General features: G+C 47.2%; 16 protein-coding genes. All 16 read right to left on the bottom strand.

Annotated elements, in window-relative coordinates; genetic code table 11:
- Positions 1 to 27: 27 nt before the first annotated feature.
- The 16 genes from AC3WU2_RS13845 to AC3WU2_RS13770 all read right to left on the bottom strand — a co-directional run bounded on the left by AC3WU2_RS13845 (position 28) and on the right by AC3WU2_RS13770 (position 16,712).
- Positions 28 to 894 carry a carbohydrate ABC transporter permease gene (locus AC3WU2_RS13845; RefSeq protein WP_379350039.1) on the bottom strand — a complete coding sequence of 289 codons (867 nt, stop codon included), beginning with the start codon at positions 892 to 894 and terminating at the stop codon, positions 28 to 30.
- Between the two features lie 12 nt (positions 895 to 906).
- Positions 907 to 1,842 (bottom strand): ABC transporter permease, encoded by a 936-nt coding sequence (locus tag AC3WU2_RS13840; protein WP_492454991.1) that lies wholly within the window; start codon positions 1,840 to 1,842, stop codon positions 907 to 909.
- Positions 1,843 to 2,013: 171 nt separating this feature from the next.
- A complete protein-coding gene (locus AC3WU2_RS13835; protein WP_492454989.1) occupies positions 2,014 to 4,374 on the bottom strand; it encodes an AraC family transcriptional regulator in 2,361 nt (786 codons plus the stop codon).
- A gap of 27 nt (positions 4,375 to 4,401) precedes the next feature.
- The gene (locus tag AC3WU2_RS13830; protein WP_492454987.1) at positions 4,402 to 5,313 is read right to left on the bottom strand and encodes an NAD(P)-dependent alcohol dehydrogenase; all 912 of its coding nucleotides are present in this window, start codon (positions 5,311 to 5,313) and stop codon (positions 4,402 to 4,404) included.
- A gap of 76 nt (positions 5,314 to 5,389) precedes the next feature.
- Entirely contained in the window at positions 5,390 to 8,068 is a 2,679-nt protein-coding gene (locus AC3WU2_RS13825; protein WP_492454985.1) for a winged helix-turn-helix domain-containing protein, read from the bottom strand.
- A 151-nt stretch (positions 8,069 to 8,219) separates the two neighbouring features.
- Positions 8,220 to 8,642 carry a VOC family protein gene (locus AC3WU2_RS13820; RefSeq protein ID WP_492455311.1) on the bottom strand — a complete coding sequence of 141 codons (423 nt, stop codon included), beginning with the start codon at positions 8,640 to 8,642 and terminating at the stop codon, positions 8,220 to 8,222.
- 220 nt (positions 8,643 to 8,862) lie between these two features.
- The gene (gene tetB(58), locus AC3WU2_RS13815) at positions 8,863 to 9,678 is read right to left on the bottom strand and encodes a tetracycline efflux ABC transporter Tet(58) subunit B (RefSeq protein ID WP_492454983.1); all 816 of its coding nucleotides are present in this window, start codon (positions 9,676 to 9,678) and stop codon (positions 8,863 to 8,865) included.
- Positions 9,675 to 10,697: an ATP-binding cassette domain-containing protein gene (locus AC3WU2_RS13810; protein ID WP_492454981.1), complete on the bottom strand. Its 1,023-nt coding sequence runs from the start codon at positions 10,695 to 10,697 to the stop codon at positions 9,675 to 9,677. The genes tetB(58) and AC3WU2_RS13810 overlap by 4 nt, the downstream gene beginning before the upstream one ends.
- Before the next feature lie 154 nt (positions 10,698 to 10,851).
- Positions 10,852 to 11,463 (bottom strand): VanZ family protein, encoded by a 612-nt coding sequence (locus tag AC3WU2_RS13805; protein ID WP_492454979.1) that lies wholly within the window; start codon positions 11,461 to 11,463, stop codon positions 10,852 to 10,854.
- A gap of 200 nt (positions 11,464 to 11,663) precedes the next feature.
- Positions 11,664 to 11,978, bottom strand: coding sequence for a DMT family transporter (locus tag AC3WU2_RS13800; RefSeq protein ID WP_492454977.1), 315 nt, complete (start codon positions 11,976 to 11,978; stop codon positions 11,664 to 11,666).
- Complete coding sequence (locus tag AC3WU2_RS13795; RefSeq protein WP_492454975.1) at positions 11,978 to 12,319, bottom strand: DMT family transporter; 342 nt, start codon at positions 12,317 to 12,319, stop codon at positions 11,978 to 11,980. Before AC3WU2_RS13795 ends, AC3WU2_RS13800 begins: the two co-directional genes overlap by 1 nt.
- A 65-nt stretch (positions 12,320 to 12,384) precedes the next feature.
- Positions 12,385 to 13,032 (bottom strand): MerR family transcriptional regulator, encoded by a 648-nt coding sequence (locus tag AC3WU2_RS13790; protein ID WP_492454973.1) that lies wholly within the window; start codon positions 13,030 to 13,032, stop codon positions 12,385 to 12,387.
- Positions 13,033 to 13,213: 181 nt separating this feature from the next.
- Positions 13,214 to 14,464 (bottom strand): MFS transporter, encoded by a 1,251-nt coding sequence (locus AC3WU2_RS13785; protein ID WP_492454971.1) that lies wholly within the window; start codon positions 14,462 to 14,464, stop codon positions 13,214 to 13,216.
- 177 nt (positions 14,465 to 14,641) lie between these two features.
- Positions 14,642 to 15,178 (bottom strand): PadR family transcriptional regulator, encoded by a 537-nt coding sequence (locus AC3WU2_RS13780; protein WP_492454969.1) that lies wholly within the window; start codon positions 15,176 to 15,178, stop codon positions 14,642 to 14,644.
- Positions 15,179 to 15,329: 151 nt separating this feature from the next.
- Entirely contained in the window at positions 15,330 to 16,031 is a 702-nt protein-coding gene (locus AC3WU2_RS13775; RefSeq protein WP_492454968.1) for a formylglycine-generating enzyme family protein, read from the bottom strand.
- A gap of 27 nt (positions 16,032 to 16,058) precedes the next feature.
- Positions 16,059 to 16,712, bottom strand: a complete 654-nt coding sequence (locus AC3WU2_RS13770) for a TetR/AcrR family transcriptional regulator (RefSeq protein WP_492455309.1) — start codon at positions 16,710 to 16,712, stop codon at positions 16,059 to 16,061.
- Between the last annotated feature and the right edge of the window lie 196 nt (positions 16,713 to 16,908).

Raw genomic sequence — 16,908 nt, 5'->3', positions numbered from 1 at the left:
TCGTTCCTCCTCATATTTGATCTAACATTATCCTTTAACTGATCCTAGCGTCATGCCCTTAATAAAATACTTCTGCACGAAAGGATACACGAATACAATCGGCCCAATCGTAATACACACAATGGCAAGCTGCATGCCATAGGTCGGAATCATGATGTTGTAGTCCGTTTGGCTTCCACCGACGTAGGACATGGCATTCAAGTTGGACATCAGCTGCCTGATCATCATTTGCAAGGGGTGCAACTTGTAATTATCGATAAATAACAGCGATAGGTACCAATCATTCCAATATTGCAGCGCATAGAACAGGGCAACCGTAGCAATCACCGGCAACGATATCGGCCATATGACTCGGAAGAAGATATGAATGTCATTCGCCCCATCCACGGTAGCTGCTTCGTTCAATTCATAGGGCAAGGAGCGATAATAGGATACAAGGATGAACGCATAGAAAGGATTCAGCAAGTACGGGAGGATAAGCGCCCATAAGGAGTCCTTCAACCCGAGCCAGTTCGCAATGAGCATATAGAATCCAACAAGCCCTGCACCGAACAGCATCGTAAAAAAAGTCAAGAATGAAAGAACATGTCGATACTTCACTTTCGGATGGCTGAGAACATAGGCGAAGGACGCCGTAAGAAGAACACCAAGCACCGTTCCTGTCGTCGTAACGAACAACGTGACGCCATAGCTTCGGAATACTTGATTTCCTGACAAGAGCATGGCGTAGGCATCCAAGCTGAATGACGTCGGAAACAACTGATATCCCGAGGTTTGAATAACTGTTTCATTAGCAAAGGAGTTAATCAGTACGATCCAAAACGGGATGAAGCAGATTAATGCAAAAACGGTCAGTAGCACGTACACAAAACCAAGGAAAAAACGTTCTCTCATTCCAATCACACCTTAGAACAATCTAGAATCTGGATCTACCTTGCGTGCAAGCCAATTGAAGAAAATAACTGCGATAAGCCCCATAAAGGACTGATAGAGAATGATGGCGGAGGACATGCTGAAGTTGCCCATCTGCCGAAGCGCGCGATACGCATACGTATCAATCACATCCGTCGTCGGAAACAATACCCCAACATCCCCGATAATCGCGTAAATCATCCCGAAGTCTCCATAGAATATCCGACCGATGCCAAGGAGCGTCATAATAATGATGATTGGCCGTAACAGCGGAAGCGTAATGTAGATGATTTGCTGAAAGCGGCTGGCTCCTTCCATTTTGGCACTTTCATAATACTCCGAAGAAATACCCGTTATTGAGGCAAGAAAGATGATCGAATTGTAGCCAGCGACTTTCCATACGTATACGAACGTCAGAATAAATGGCCATACACTCGGTGTCAAATACCAATCCACCCCTTCTGATCCAAGGGCAGTTAATGCCTGATTCATCATGCCTTCTGTTGAGCTGAACATCGTCTGCACCATCATGCTGACGACCAGCCAAGAAATGAAATACGGCAAGAATACGAACGACTGTGCCGTTTTCTTGAACCACTTGCCCGTGACTTCATTGAGCAGCACCGCGAGCACGACAGCGGTTCCTAGACCGAACACCAGAAACAGCCCATTCAAGAACACGGTGTTCCACGTCACACGCAGCCAATCCTTGCTACCGAAGAAAAACTCGAAATTTCTAAACCCTACCCACTCGCTTCCGAACAGCCCATCAGAAAGCCGATAGTTCTGAAACGCCAGCAAATGCCCAATCATAGGCGTATAAGCAAATATGAGTAGGAATAGAATGCCTGGCAGTGCCAGCAAATACAAATACCGATTCTTCACGATTTCGTAGATAAAACCGTTTCTCCTTGTTTTAATGCTCCTCAATGACTGCCCCCCTCTATGTCCATGTGATGATCGTCTGTCGGAGTTATCGTAACAGCCGCCAAGCAGTCACGGATAGTTCTCAATGTCCGAATGAAGTTCTCTTGCGGCGGCTGCATAGGTCACCATTAGCCCAGTCAGGTTCTATATCCGTCCGTGAACCCTTCCTGCACTTCAACCGCTTGCTTCGTTGGCGTCTGGCTGTTGATATCGATACTGCGCTGGCGTCATGCCGGTTGCCTTTTTAAAAGCCGTAAAGAAATGGCTCTTCGTCAGGAAACCCGCCTGCTGTGAAATCTCAGCAACGCTCATATCCGAATGTTGAAGCAATTCCTTCACCTTCTCAATCCGCATATTCAGAATGTAATTGGATAATGACACACCATACTGATCAAGAAACAATTGGCGTACATACTTGGCAGATAGTGCAATGTGATCGGCGATATCATCCACAGACAACCTTGGATCGTAAATGTGACACTGAATATATTCAATCACTTCCTCAACGTTTTTCCCTTTGCGATTCAAGCTTTTCTGGTCGCCGAGCTGGGAGATCATTCGAACAACTTCATCTTTCATCCATCTATGTATCTCTTCGAGCTTCGTGAATTTCTTCAACGTATTTTCAATGCCTTCAATACTGTGCAGGGTAGTCCGTTTGCTAAACGCTTTGACGAAGGAGAAGAACAGCAATCTGAGTTGGAATTGGCATTCGGCGAATTTCATCGTTTGCAGCCGGGCAAACAATTGTTCCAGCAAGTTAAGGGATTGCTCCTGCTTGCCGCTGCGTATGGACTGAATGAGGAGATCTAGTATGGTGTCATCCGGTTGAATCTGTAAATCTGCGTATCGCTCGTATTCTTGCTCGGTGTATATTTTGTCATCGCCACTCACGAATTTGAACAGCGTCCATTCGCATAATTCATCGTAAATCGAACGCAAATCATCTCGAACATGTCTTGAAGTACTGCATGCTACTATGATATTAAGATGAACGTATTGCTTGACCCGACGGCGCAGCTCTTGTAGTTCCTCCATCATGTCATCTGCCTGATCGACAACACCAATAAGGATCAACAAATGATCGCTTCCGAAATCCACGACCTCGATGGAACGATCCTTACAGCTGAGCATCTCTTCCGCAATGTTGCCAATGGCGTATTTCAGCAGTCTCCGGGAGGCGAAATCGTATCGTTCCGAGATCTCGTAGTAAGCATCGATTTTGACAACGGCCAGCCTTATCCATGTATGGTCGAGTATCTTGGATTCACGAGCCAGAGCCTCTCTTGCCTGGTCGCCCAGTTTGCCCTGCAATACCCATTGTCGCAAATATTCTGTCTTTATCAGTGTGTAGTGATCGCGTAATAACATGACGCTTTGCTGAATCGCATCATAGTCGCTTTTGGCGCGGATACGCAGCTTGCCATGGATTTGATTCGCCAGTATCCGGAGCGGCTTAAAGAAGCTGTGCGAGTTCCAGAATGCGGCCAGCAGCAGCAGGATGAGCAGCAGAATAGAAGACAGCATAATCGCCTGTCGGAAAGCCGTTGCCTGCTTACGGAACTGCTCCATGCCAGATAGCGAATAGAGGGTCCAATCCTGGGAATCTAAATCGGCATAATTCACGTAAGCCTGTTCCCCGTCTACCTTCAACTGGAAGGAGCCTTGTCTGGCGGCTGTTCTCGAATTCATGACGTTCTTCATCATTGCTTCATCCATCTTCCCCAAAATGACCTGTCCCGACCGATCCATCAATGTCACTTGATTATCCGCGTCACCTCCTCCTGAGATGAGGAACTGTTGCATGGCATGTTTATTTAAGCGTACAACCAAGTATCCATATTGTTCTTTCTTGACATAAGAAGGCGGAAGCAGCAATGTCATATACGATTTACTTCCTGCTTCATGGTGAGAATACCGTAGTAAGGAAGGATCCTGCTTCTTAACCCGTTCCAACATGGTCTTATCCGAAAATTCTTCAAATGGAAGAAGACCCACATCGAAATCGATCACTTTCTCCCTGCGCATATTAAATAAGTAAGCGCCTTCAAAAAAAGATTCTTTGGATAAGTATTTGGATAACGTTTGAAGCGCTGCTGCATCCAGCAATGGATCATCCTTCTCTGAATACATCCAGTTCTGAATCGTCTGATCCTCATACATATTCAAGCTGTACCATTTCAGCTTAGCCAGGATGAATTCCGTACGATCCAATGTTTCTTCAATTCGATCTCGGTTGATCGATCCAATCTGAGATGAGGCATAACCTTCGAATCGTTGGATCAGAAAGAATGAAAATGGGATGATAATGAGGATGATAAAGATACCGCTCCACACAAAAATGCGCAAATACGTGGATTTGAACATAAGCCAATCGCTCCCCCAACCTTTACAAGGATCATGGTACTGAGCAGTATTATAGCTCAGCCCCATTGTCTTGCCCAGTTCTCGTTCGCCTGTCAAGTTCTCAATTGGTACCTGCAAAAAAAATAAACGACCGCTCCCCGATTGAGTGTCGGGAAACGGTCGCTTCATCGTACTATTTCACTTCCATCATTCATCCTATCTCACCGTGATGACGACATTCCCCTTCTTGTGCCCTTTCTCCACATAGCGATGGGCCTCAGAAATCTGCTCAAATGGATAGATTCGATCGATGACTGATTGGAGTTTCCCTTCCTCCGTAAGCGCTTTGAGGTAAATTAAATCTTCCTTAAGCATCTTCGCCATGCCCTGCCCAACCACGGTAATGAATGTGCCGTTCGGCTTTAATGCCTTCTTACAGCTTGCTTTGGAGCTCTTCCCAACGGCATCGAAGATCACATCATAACGTGCTTCCCCCTGTGCAAAATCCTCTTTCGTATAATCGATAATATGATCAGCTCCCAGAGACTTCACAAATTCAAAATTTGCCGAGCTGCATACCGCCGTAACGTCGGTTCCAATAATCTTTGCAATCTGCACCGCGGAGGTCCCTACCGATCCCGATGCGCCATAGATCAGAACTTTTTGACCCGCCTTTACATTTGCTTTTCTGAAAAAATGCAATGCAGTAGTGCCCCCAAAAGGAATGGCTGCCGCTTCTTCGTAGGTCGCATTCGTCGGTTTTAAGGCGATGCTGCTCTCCTCAGGCATACAAATATATTCCGCATGCGCACCAAATCGCATCCCATTTAAAGCATACACCTGGTCGCCTTTTTTGAATCGCTTAGCCTGTTTCCCTACCGCTTCAATCTCCCCGGCGAACTCTACCCCTAGAATCTTATTTCTAGGTTTGGTGATCCCTAAGATTAGTCGCATGGGGATCCAGAATAGAATCGGGCTTTTGAAGCTTCGTACGCGAGTGTCGCCTGACGTTACGGTTGTTGCATGAATTTTCACCCGGATTTCATGATCCTTGGGCGTAGGCTTCTCGACCTCTCTAAGCTCCAGAACCTCTGGTGATCCATATTTGGTACATACTATCGCTTTCATGAGTTTCCTCCAAACCTCAATTTGCAATAAGTATATCGAGCATAAGGTATTGTCATATAGCTACTAAAGTATGGTTTTACAACAGACCTAACTCGCGCGCACGTGCTACCGCTTCGGTACGCCGCTTGACCTGCAGTTTGTCAAAAATAATCCGGTTATGCCCTTTGACTGTCGTAAGTGCGATGAACAGCCGCTTGCTGATCTCACGATTCGATAGCCCTTGGGCGACGAGGCGCAATACTTCCAGCTCCCTAGCACTCAGCGGCTCTACAAGATGTTGGGGCGGTATCGTTCGAAGTCGTTCGATCGCAACCACAACCTTCGATTCCACCAGTCCAAAAGCTGCCAGCAGCTTACTAATATAGTGCGGCATCGTTCCTCGTTCAGCCACTTCGCACAACAACTGATGCATCGGCATTCCTTCGTCGACAAAAGTACGTATGAATCCGCCGGGCTCGGCCATCACGAGTGCATCCTCAAGGAGTTGTACGGCCTCCCCCTTGTCTCCATTCGCGTCCAGAGCGACCACCTGCAGAACCATCAGTTTAAGCCGTTCATCTCGAAGTCCCTTGGCCTCCGCCTGCTCACACAATAACTGTAGCATCCTTAGCGCTGCACGGGGTTTCCCCTCTGCAAGTTGCACACGAGCCTGACTTGCGTGCATTGCCAACGGCTGCGGATGTTGAACGGCTGCGGTAAGATTCCCTCGTTCCAGCTGAGCGCGTACATAGAGATTGGCGATCTGCGGAAGGAGATTCACGAACTTCCGCTCTCGAGCTATCTGTTGTGCTGTCTCTGCTGTCGCAACTGCGCTGCTCACTTTCCCTCGCGCGAGCTCCACGCTCGCTAGGAACACTTCGCCTGCAATAGCGTGGTCCGTCTGTTCGAACTGCTGTGCCAGTCGAACACTCTGCTGGCCGTGCCGCATCGCAGCCTCAAGATCGTTCCATTCGTAGCAGATCCGAGCAACGCCCAGATGCGCTTCGCAAGCGACCGGCAGCGGCGGTTCCCCTGCCAACTTCAGAACGTGCTCGTATGTCTCAGCCGCTGCAGCGAGTTGGTTATCAGCCTCCTGAATCATCCCAAGTCCAAGTGTCGACATCATCGTGATCATGACATGCCCAATCATCTGGCTATTCGCTAACGCTTCGGCATAGGCGTTGCTCGCTGCACTACGGTCCCCCTGAAGCTGATAAGCATAACCCAGCGCCCAGGTCGTCGCTGTACGGACAGGCAGGTTAGCGGGGTGCAGATGTTTTAGGGCGCGGAGCGACTCCGCCATAATCGAGTCGGCTTGGTGCTTGCTGACAGCTAACGCGGCACGGATTGAGGCGATATGCCCGATCAGATCTAGGGTCTTCTCATCTTGTACAGTCCCTTGCAGCGCTTGCTCCGCAGCTTGCAGCTTCTGTTCAACGCCTAATGTCTGACCCACTAAGAGTAAGGAAGAAGCATACATGACCCATAGGGACGGAATAGCATCCATTTTCTCACGCGGCAAACCGCTAAGCCAATGCATGACAGGTGCCACCGCCCCACGAAAGATCAGCGGCATGCCTTCTCCCTCTAACAGATGCGCAGCCAGCAGCGTATCTCCAGCTTCCGTTGCATGGTGAAAAGCTTCAATCGCAAACCCATTTTCTTGATACCACTTGCTAGCACGTCTATGATAGGCTGCCACGCTTCGATCATGATCCCCTTCTTCCGAGGCACTGCTCTGCGCCATCAACCGTCTCCGCAACAAATCTGCAAAGAGATGATGGTAACGATACCACTTCCGTTCGTTGTCCAGCGGCACAATAAATAGATTGGCACGCTCGAGATATGCTAAGGTTTCTTGCCCTGATTCTGTGATGATCTGTTGTTCCTGAACACCTCTATCCAGCACGGAATCACACAGGGTCCCGCACATTCGGTCAAGAATCGAAGTATGCAGCAAGAAATGCTGAATCCTTTCGGGCTGCTTCTGCAGCACTTCTTCAACCAAGTAGTCGAGTACGAAAGGATGGCTGCCGCTGAAGGATTGGATGATGCTGTCGGGATTTCCCTGCCCTTGCACGGACAATGCAGCTAATTGCAAGCCGGCAGCCCAACCTTCTGTCCGGGAGAGGAGGAGGGCAACATGGTCCGATGAAAGGTGTAACCCCATCACCTGGCTAAGGAATTCAGCGGCTTCGGAGGACGTGAAGCGCAAATCAGACGCACGCACTTCTATTAACTGATTCCTGACACGCAGCCGTGACAAAGGTAAATGGGGATCCTCACGTGTAGTCAGGACCAAATGCATCTGTGGAGGCGTATGTTCCAGTAATATGGCGACAGTATCTTTAACTTGATCAGATGTGATTACGTGATAATCATCCAGAACGAGAACGAAAGAATCTGATATAACCATCATTTCATTGATCAAAGCCGTTATCATCGCTTCGGGTGGCGGCAAATGAGACGATTGCAGCCATCCTAATACGCCTTCTCCTATATTCGGCGCTACCTCTCGCAAGGCAGCGATAAGATAATTCAGAAACCGCGCAAGGTCATTATCCCCCTCATCAAGCGAGAGCCATGCCGTTGGTTGTGGATACGCAGCCAGCCATTCGCTGACTAGCGTTGTTTTACCATAGCCGGCGGAAGCAGAGATCAGCGTCAGCTTGCGCTTAGCGCCTTCGCTCAATCGCTCAATCAACCTTGGCCGAGTGACAAGGCTAGCGCGGAGCGGTGGGATATAGAGTTTGGTTGAAATGATAGGTATCGACATCGGAGCCTCCGTTCTACGCCCTCTAATCCAGTGTGATCTATTTTATGATTATGTTCGACGGTATCACGGTATTTCCTTTTCGAATAGGATGAAGCATCGTATATTAAAAAGCCACCCAAAGGTGGCTTTCGTTGTCATTAGCGCATGGAATCTATTCCTCGAACTCCCATGCTGGATTCCAAGCAATTTCCCATAGGTGACCATCTGGATCTTGGAAATGGCCCGAGTATCCTCCCCAGAAGGCAACATGTGCAGGGTCCGTGATGACCGCACCTGCCCGCCCGGCAAGTTCCATGATTCGATCCACTTCTTCTTTACTGCCAACATTATGACCGATTGTCAAATCGGTCGAGCTAGGCGTTGATAAGGGAACCTTCGTCTCGTGCGCGAGATCTCTGCGATCCCAGATCGCTAGCTTTAACCCCACCTGCAAGTCGAAAAATGCGACCGCTCCATGTTCGAACTCCCTCCCGATAATCCCTTCTGTCGGGAACCCTAATCCGTCCCGATAGAAAGTCAATGATCTTTCTAAATCATCTACGCCTAAGGTGAGTACGGTAATGCGTGGTTTCATCATTTTATATAACCTCCATCGAACGAATTAATTTCATACTCGCTTCCATTATGACCCATTTCATTCTTGATGAATTGTAAAAAACGGACATGATTATTTGAAAACTTGATTCGGTACCAACCCGTAAAAACGTTTGAGTTACCGGTCCTATGAGAACAATTATTGGCGCAGCAGCATTAGACACGAAAAAAAACAGCCTTGCGGCTGCTTTTTACTGCATTTATGTCCGGCGCATATAGGCACGTACCGTGATAGGCGCGAAGATCGCTACAATGACAGCAGCTCCGATGAGAGAGATCACGAGATCCCAACCCACGGTACCCGCGTTAGTAAGGTCCCGGACTGCCGAGACAAGATGCGAAATCGGATTGATATTCACAAACCACTGGAGCCAGCCAGGCATGGTATTAACCGGAACAAACGCATTGGATAGAAACGTAAGCGGGAACAGCACAATCATCGATATCCCCTGTACGCTGGAGGCCGTGCGGGCAATAACGCCGAAGAACGCGAAAATCCAGCTAATCGCCCAGGAGCATAAAATCACAAGAAGCGCGGCGATGGCGACATTGCCAAGGCCTCCAGCTGGATGATAACCCATAAGATATCCCATTGTAAAAGTGAGCACTGTCGCAATCGTATAGCGGATTGTATCTGCCAAGAGGGCTCCAGCTAGCGGTGCAATCCGTGCAATAGGCAGTGACTTAAATCGATCGAACACACCTTTATCCATGTCCTCACGCAGCTGTACACCTGTAACGATAGAGGTCGTAATCACGGTCTGAACGAGAATGCCAGGTATGATGACTGGCAAATAGCTCACGACGTCACCGGAGATGGCTCCGCCAAAGATATAGGTAAACATCAGAGTAAAGATAATAGGTTGCAGCGTAACATCGAACAATTGCTCCGGCGTGCGCTTCAGCTTAAGCAGACCTCGATAGGCCATCGTTAACGAGTGGCGTACAGACTGACCAAAGCTCGTGTAGTTTTTAAGTTGCCGATTTACACCTGGCTTAATTGACGAGCTGCTCATGCTCTTGCCACCTCCACTTTGTTCGATTCATTGGATGCGAATGACGCACCTTGCTTCACACCTTCACCCGTTATGGTAAGGAATACCTCATCAAGCGTCGGCTTCTGTACACTCACCTCTGATAAGTGGATCCCCGCTTCACGGAGAGCAATTAACAGGTCCGTGACCCGATCAGCGTCTGCCATCGGTGCCGTAATCTTCGCTGCTTCCGATGACACACTAGACGGAACACAAAGTATTTGTTCGACGGTGTGGCGAGCGCTCTCGATATCTAGCGGATTCTGAACTCTCAAATGCAGGGATGAGGTACCAACAGATGCCTTCAACTCATCTGCCGTGCCTTCGGCGACAACATGACCTCGATCGATCACCGCGATCCGATCTGCCAGTTGGTCCGCCTCTTCAAGATACTGCGTTGTGAGCAAGACGGTAGAACCCGTATTCACCAACCGACGAATCGTATCCCACATCTGTGAACGCGTACGTGGGTCAAGCCCCGTAGTCGGTTCATCCAAGAAAATGAGCGGTGGCTGTGCAATGAGGCTCGCCGCCAGATCTAACCTCCTACGCATACCGCCTGAGAAATTTTTGAGCGGCCGTCTCGCTGCCTCCGTTAATCCGAACTCCTCCAGCAGCTCCGCTGCTTTACGCTTGGCCTCTGCGCGCCCGAGCCCGAGCAATCGAGAGAAGATGATCAGGTTCTCAGTCGCGCTAAGCGATTCGTCAACGGAGGCGTATTGCCCTGTGACGCCGATCAATTGACGGACGATTTGCGATTCCTTCTGCACATCGTGTCCGAAGATGCTTGCCGATCCCGCATCCGGTCGAAGCAGCGTCGCCAGCATGCGAATGGTCGTCGTCTTCCCTGCTCCATTCGGCCCAAGTACGCCGTATATCGATCCGGCACGTACATTCATGTTGACACCATCTACCGCGCGATTATCGCCGAACGTTTTGACAAGTCCACGTGCTTCAACGGCCCAATCGCCGTTATTTGGCTCTATTTTTCTATAATCCATCGTAATTCCTCCCATACAACTGATGATGTAGTGATGTTAACACCTCTTTTTAAACAGAATATAAACGGAGTTTAGAGCTGAAAAGCAAAATACCGCCGAAGCTTGATCAGCCCCAGCGGTTTTCGCATGCATTTACATTCCATTTATTCGTACGCTATCCCTTAATCGCACCATCGGCCATGCCCTTAATCCACAGTACTGATCCATCGTTTATCGCAAGTTTATTGAGGGCTACGACTTCGTCAGTCTCGTTTTCTAAATAATAATTCACGCTACCAATCATGACAACGAAACTCATCGAAAGCACAATCGCGATGAGGATGATTCGACAGATGCCCTTCAAGTGATCTCGATCACGTGTCACCAAACGCTGTGCCCAAAATCCGACCGCAGCCCCCATGGAGTTAATCAGGATATCGTCGATATCGAAGGCTCCTAACTGTGTAAGCATTTGAATAATTTCAAGAATCGTAATAGACAGCACGAATAAAGAAATGAACCGAATAAAATGACAACGGTACAGAAGTGGGATGACAGCCCCAAAAGGGATAAATGCTACAAAGTTCCCCAATTCAAAAAACCAACCATCAAAGCTTCTCCCCATTGGAAAGTGCAGCGGAATTCCTTTAGGGACTAGATTATACCGCAAGCCAGGAATACGATCAAAAGCAATTCTGTTAAAACCTATATACAAGAAATAGAGCGTCAACAGGGTATATAAGACTAACAGGACAATGGTGATTTTACGTAACTTTCCTTGATACATGATTACATCCTTTCTTCCTGCAGAGCGCGGCACAAATGTCTTTGAACCCATTTTAGAGACGAAAGCTTAAGGGTTTGATACGCATCTCTAATTTTTTTATTAAGATCATGCCGAATCTCACTGGCCGAACACACAAAACAGGAAGTACAGAGAAGAGAACAAAAAAAACGGCATTCCTGCCGTTTGTGTACGCATGTATTTTAGCTAACTAGCTTTAAACCAACGACAGCGAAGATAATTCCAAGAATGCTACCGATACGAAGCCAGCTTTTGGATTCTTTGAAAAAAATCATCCCCACAATCGCAGCCCCAACCGCTCCAATCCCTGTCCACACCGCATAAGCCGTTGCGAGCGGGATGGTCTCCATGGCACGAACAAGCAGCTGAAAGCTAATGACGAATCCTCCGATGAGGATGAGGTTATTGGTCCAGTTGTTATTTTTCGCAACCCGTTTAATCCCGATAACCCCGACAATCTCCATCAAACCCGCCGAAATGAGCAACAACCAATCCATCAAGCTTCACTCCCTTTGCTCGACAATTTCAAGGTAACAATGCATGCCAATAACAATAAGACGAATAAGATCCGCAGTAGACTGACACCGCCAGATAGTATAATTTCTACAATCGTCGTTCCTAGCGTTCCAATTCCAGTGAATACAGCATAGACCGTGCCGACAGGCAATATTTTAGTGGCGCGAATGATTAAATCGAAGCTTGCAAGCAGGGATACAAGCACGACAACACTTGGAATGGCCTCGTATTTGAACCCGCTTGCCCACAAAACCTCCAATAGTCCTCCTATGAAAACATACGTCCATGCTCTGCCATTTTGCTTAGCTGTTGTGGCTGTCATCGTTGTCTCCCTCCTCCAAGTGCTCTAGATAATAATTAACAATTCGATCGATATGATCCATGACTTCAGTATCCATGCCGTACACCTTGTTCATCCTGCTGGAACCATTCCATAGAAACTTCTATGATTTGTTCCGCAAGCTTCTGAGATATGATAGAGGAAGGAGGCTCGTGCAGATGCTCCTTCACATTCCGAATCAGCTTCGCCCAGGCCATGCTTCGTGGATCATTTAAGCTGAGGTCCGGCAAATTTTTAATAATCTTTATTTCATGTTCCGAGAAATGCCGGGCAAGAAATGTATCTCTAATCTCTAAGGGAGACTGAAGCGCCTTGATGAATAGAAAGATATCTTCTGCTTCAATCTCCCCTTTCATTTCAATGGCAAACCTTGCCGTCTGCAACAGCTTCTCCATCTCATCCAGACGTTTCTTCTCTTCCTGAACCGTTGCCAGTTCAAAATCCAGGTAATCTCTCCAACGTTGCTCATGCGAATTCTTATCCGTACTCAACATCTCTTTGATGGATGCCAGCGTAAATCCCAGCTCTTTCAAGGCTGTAATATGCTGGAGCACATTAATCTCCTCGTCGGAATAGTACCGGTAGCCCGAATCGGCTACCTTCGCAGGCTTCAATAACCCGATCTCGTCATAGTATCTTAGCGTTCTTATAGATATATTTGTATTTTTGGACAACTGTCCAATGCTGTACATCATTTCATCACCTCTTCCTACTCGAGTATACACTCTCCAGTGCACGTGAGAGTCAAGCGTTTTTACGCAAAAAAATACCACGTCAATTGACGTGGTTGGAGTTAACTGCTTCTTATGGACCCAGAAGCCGGTAATCAGTCCTGCGGCTCCGACGAGTTGACTCATTCTTGACAATCGGTAAACATTATGACTCTTGTGCAGTAAGTGCATGATCCGGCGCTTTTTGGTTCATGATCGGCACCATGGATAGTGCGCCGATAAGGAATAATAATCCAGCTCCGCTATAGATCGTACCCAGCGAAAAGGCGTCCTTCAAAGCGCCTGCGAAAGACATGGATATGACCATCATGCCAACGAACATTGGATTCAGAACCCCATTTACTCGGCCAACAATGGATGAATCTGACCATTTCAGAATCATTGTGCTGATCCCGATATGAATACAAGGGAAAACAAGCCCATTCAGAAATTGAACGGTCAGCGTGATCGGAACGCTCGTCGAATACCCGACAATGACGGTGCAGACCGCGCCTGCCAGCATGCCTATGGCAAGAAGCAACTGCGGCGGAACCCGTTTCGCAAAGGTGGCTACAATCCCGCCACCGATCAGCATGGCTACGCCATTCACCATCAGTAAGTATTGCAAGAACTCCTTACTCTTGCCTAGCCGTTCTGTTACGATAAACAGGTTGAGCGCTTGAGCTACGCCAACAGCGAGTCCTGCGAGAATAAACGCGAGTCCGAGCATTCGCAGCACTTGGCTTTGCCAAACATAGCGGAAGCCTTCAATAAAATCTTTACGGAACTGCCCTTTGACAGCGACCGTTTGAGATTCCATATTATCCTCAGGCAAGCGAATAAGGACGAGAGCGGAAAGAAGGAAGACTACACCCATGATCGCGATCGATGTTTCAAGGCCAAATGTGCTGTAAACAAAGGTGCCAAGCATGGGGCCAAGCACCATGAAGATAGCCATTAGAGATTGGAATAGAGCCATCCCTTGCTGAAGCTGTTCTTCAGGCACATGATACTTAAACAATCGCATGCTTGATGGCTGCGAGAACTGCGAAAGAATAGCTGAGATGAATGCGACAAGGTAGACCGAGTGCCACGAACCGAAATGTATGGTCAGAAGTACTGCGAATACCGATACCGCAGATAATAAATCGCACCAGATCATCGTTCGCTTTGGCCGCCAGCGGTCGGCAAATGTACCTCCGATGAATGAAAAAACAAATATTGGCGCGAATTCTGCCACGCTGATTAGCGAAATGGCGTATGGATCATTGTTAGTTCTTTCGGCAACGTATAGAAGAATAGCAAAATTACGTACCCAAATGCCGATCTGCAGGAGCACGTTGGATAATAAAATCGTCTGCAGAAACCGATTGCTGAGAAGGCTTGGTGCTTTCGTGCTTTTTTCGTGCCTATTCAATCTTTTCAACCTCCATTTTGTCTATAAAGATGCCCAACTTGAGTAATGGTATGACTCTCCTCTCATTTCCTAATTATACCGATCTCATCATCGTTCACCTCCTACTACAGACTGAAATTACGGAGTCCCAAAACTAATTTTTTCCTGTAGCTTCTTCGGGGCTCTAGCCTCGATCCATTATCTTTCATAGAATTCCTTGCGAATTCCTTGCACCCAATTCAGTTCGTTCTGATAGAAGGATATCAGGTTCTCGGAAATCTTATCCCACAAAAATGCTTCACGCTCGTTTCTATGGGGTGAAAGAACTCCACGCTTGATTTTTTCCTGCTGGTACACAAGCTGCATGTTGATCCTGCTCTCATATTGGAGCAATAGTTCATTTAATTCCTCATCGCTTAGCTGGTCTGCCCACGCTAATTGAACGAGAAAAGTATTCTTGAACTCCGGAAATTCCGGTTCAGAAAGAACCCATTCCCTCAATCTGGCAAGTCCTGCATCCGTAATATGATATATCTTCTTGGATGGAGAACTCTCCTGATGTTGGATTTCGTTGGTCACATAACCTTCGTCCAAGAGCTGTACGAGAGATTTATAGATTTGATTATTGTTACCGGACCAATACATCGTTGAAGATTCTTCAATAATCTTTTTTAATTCATATCCTGTAGCAGGTCTCCAGCTAAGAAGACCAAGGATTGCAAATTGAATAGACATTATCTCACCTCTATATGTTACTTGTAACATAGGTTAATAATATCTTATGTTATTTGTAATGTAAATATGTAGCAGCAAAAAAAGATGACTCTAACCAATCAGAAGTCATCTTTGAACGGTTTAATCACGGCGTTTTTCAATGATACTCACCTTACCTAGACCTGGCAAGGCGAAAGCCGAGATCATCAATTCGAAACGTTGGGTGACTGCGCCGGCGGCACGTCGCCCCACATCCCCGCTCCTCTTCCGCCCAGCTGCCACCGCGGAAAATTCTATAGGAATCGTATACTTTCGCATCGTATATATCAAAGCACCACTCCCACACATTTCCTAGCATATCATAGAGCCCCCACGCATTCGGCAGCTTTTTACCTACTTCATGGGCCTTGCCCTCAGCGTTTTGATGATACCAAGCAATTTCAGCAACCTCGCCGTACCGATATCCTCCCGTACCTGCTTTACACGCATACTGCCATTCCGCTTCTGTAGGAAGACGATAACCATCCGCCTCCCAATTGCAGACAACATGCGCTCCATCCTCACTTATCGAATAACATTCCTGTAGACCCGAGTGCTGAGAAAGCAAATTACAAAATGAAATTGCATCATGCCATGACACATCTACCACAGGAAGCTCAGTTTCGTCGTAAGATTCAACTGTCCTTGGCATGATCGAGAAATATAACCCCTTCGTAACAGGAACCGGAGCAAGTAAAAAAGAATTCACCTGAACCGTCCATGTCCTCTTTATTCGATCGTCCCTTAAATCAATTTCACCTGCAGGAATTTCCACCATTGGATAATCTACCTGGCTGCGCCGTTCGTGTGACACCCTATCTTCCTCCCGTTTCATCTAGCTCTCCTGGTTCGCTAATCCTCGTCATCCATTGGTAAACTTTCTCACGTAATCCTCGCAAATGTAGCGATTATCTTCACCATGATTGGGCGAAATGTTCGCGACTCTAAAGAAGCTTAGACCTACTACCATCGCTAACAGCCCATATGCGGCGCTTTGGGAATCTTCTACTGACATCTGCCTCGTCCGATTCCCATAATCAAAAATCTTTGCTATCCCTTGGAGATCAGCCATATAGCTCTTGGATACGACTTCCTGCAACTTGCGATCCAATACGGCTTTGGAGAAAAACTGTAGAAAGAGCTTTGCTTGAGCTTCATGCGGGATAAACATCTTTTCAATCCCATCCAGCTGCGAAACATTGATTCTCTTCTCCGTGTCATCACGATATGGCGGTAGTATATGTTGCAACGTAACGTCAATCATTTCCCCGGCTGTCATTGTATTTTCAATTTCTGACTCGATCTTTAGACCATAATAGGCCAAGAAAGACTTAAAGGCTTCAATCGTCAGATTATCCTTATTTTTAAAATAATAACTGACAACTCCCTTCGAACAGTCAGCATACTCAGCAACCTTATCCAGTGTCATGCCATCTATCCCGTGAATGCTAATGCAGGTTAACGTGGCGTTTATGACATCTGCTCGGCGCTTTGGTTCCATACCTAATTTGGGCATCATTTCACCTGATCCATTTATTTATTCTGAACAGTCAGAATAAATAAAGTCTACACAATGATTGAGCATGTTGTCAATTGGTCTGGCTCCACTAGCAAGCTAACAGAGTTGTTTAGGCGGAGCGCAGAAAAGAATATGAGGACCGGGTGATTTGCATAAAAAAAAACAAAACACCGGGAAAACCCGGTGCAGTAAG

The sequence above is a fragment of the Paenibacillus sp. EB106-05-06-XG162 genome, assembly GCF_058791655.1.
Note: the sequence above shows the minus strand (reverse complement) of the source record. Positions and strands in the feature narration are given on the sequence as shown.

What these genes read in the sequence shown, in the direction of transcription:
- AC3WU2_RS13845 (WP_379350039.1), bottom strand. Translation starts at nt 894, where the DNA reads ATGAGAGAACGTTTTTTCCTTGGTTTTGTGTACGTGCTACTGACCGTT.
- AC3WU2_RS13835 (WP_492454989.1), bottom strand. Translation starts at nt 4,374, where the DNA reads ATGAAGCGACCGTTTCCCGACACTCAATCGGGGAGCGGTCGTTTATTT.
- AC3WU2_RS13830 (WP_492454987.1), bottom strand. Translation starts at nt 5,313, where the DNA reads ATGAAAGCGATAGTATGTACCAAATATGGATCACCAGAGGTTCTGGAG.
- AC3WU2_RS13825 (WP_492454985.1), bottom strand. Translation starts at nt 8,068, where the DNA reads ATGTCGATACCTATCATTTCAACCAAACTCTATATCCCACCGCTCCGC.
- AC3WU2_RS13820 (WP_492455311.1), bottom strand. Translation starts at nt 8,642, where the DNA reads ATGAAACCACGCATTACCGTACTCACCTTAGGCGTAGATGATTTAGAA.
- AC3WU2_RS13810 (WP_492454981.1), bottom strand. Translation starts at nt 10,697, where the DNA reads ATGGATTATAGAAAAATAGAGCCAAATAACGGCGATTGGGCCGTTGAA.
- AC3WU2_RS13805 (WP_492454979.1), bottom strand. Translation starts at nt 11,463, where the DNA reads ATGTATCAAGGAAAGTTACGTAAAATCACCATTGTCCTGTTAGTCTTA.
- AC3WU2_RS13800 (WP_492454977.1), bottom strand. Translation starts at nt 11,978, where the DNA reads ATGGATTGGTTGTTGCTCATTTCGGCGGGTTTGATGGAGATTGTCGGG.
- AC3WU2_RS13795 (WP_492454975.1), bottom strand. Translation starts at nt 12,319, where the DNA reads ATGACAGCCACAACAGCTAAGCAAAATGGCAGAGCATGGACGTATGTT.
- AC3WU2_RS13790 (WP_492454973.1), bottom strand. Translation starts at nt 13,032, where the DNA reads ATGATGTACAGCATTGGACAGTTGTCCAAAAATACAAATATATCTATA.
- AC3WU2_RS13780 (WP_492454969.1), bottom strand. Translation starts at nt 15,178, where the DNA reads ATGTCTATTCAATTTGCAATCCTTGGTCTTCTTAGCTGGAGACCTGCT.
- AC3WU2_RS13775 (WP_492454968.1), bottom strand. Translation starts at nt 16,031, where the DNA reads ATGAAACGGGAGGAAGATAGGGTGTCACACGAACGGCGCAGCCAGGTA.
- AC3WU2_RS13770 (WP_492455309.1), bottom strand. Translation starts at nt 16,712, where the DNA reads ATGCCCAAATTAGGTATGGAACCAAAGCGCCGAGCAGATGTCATAAAC.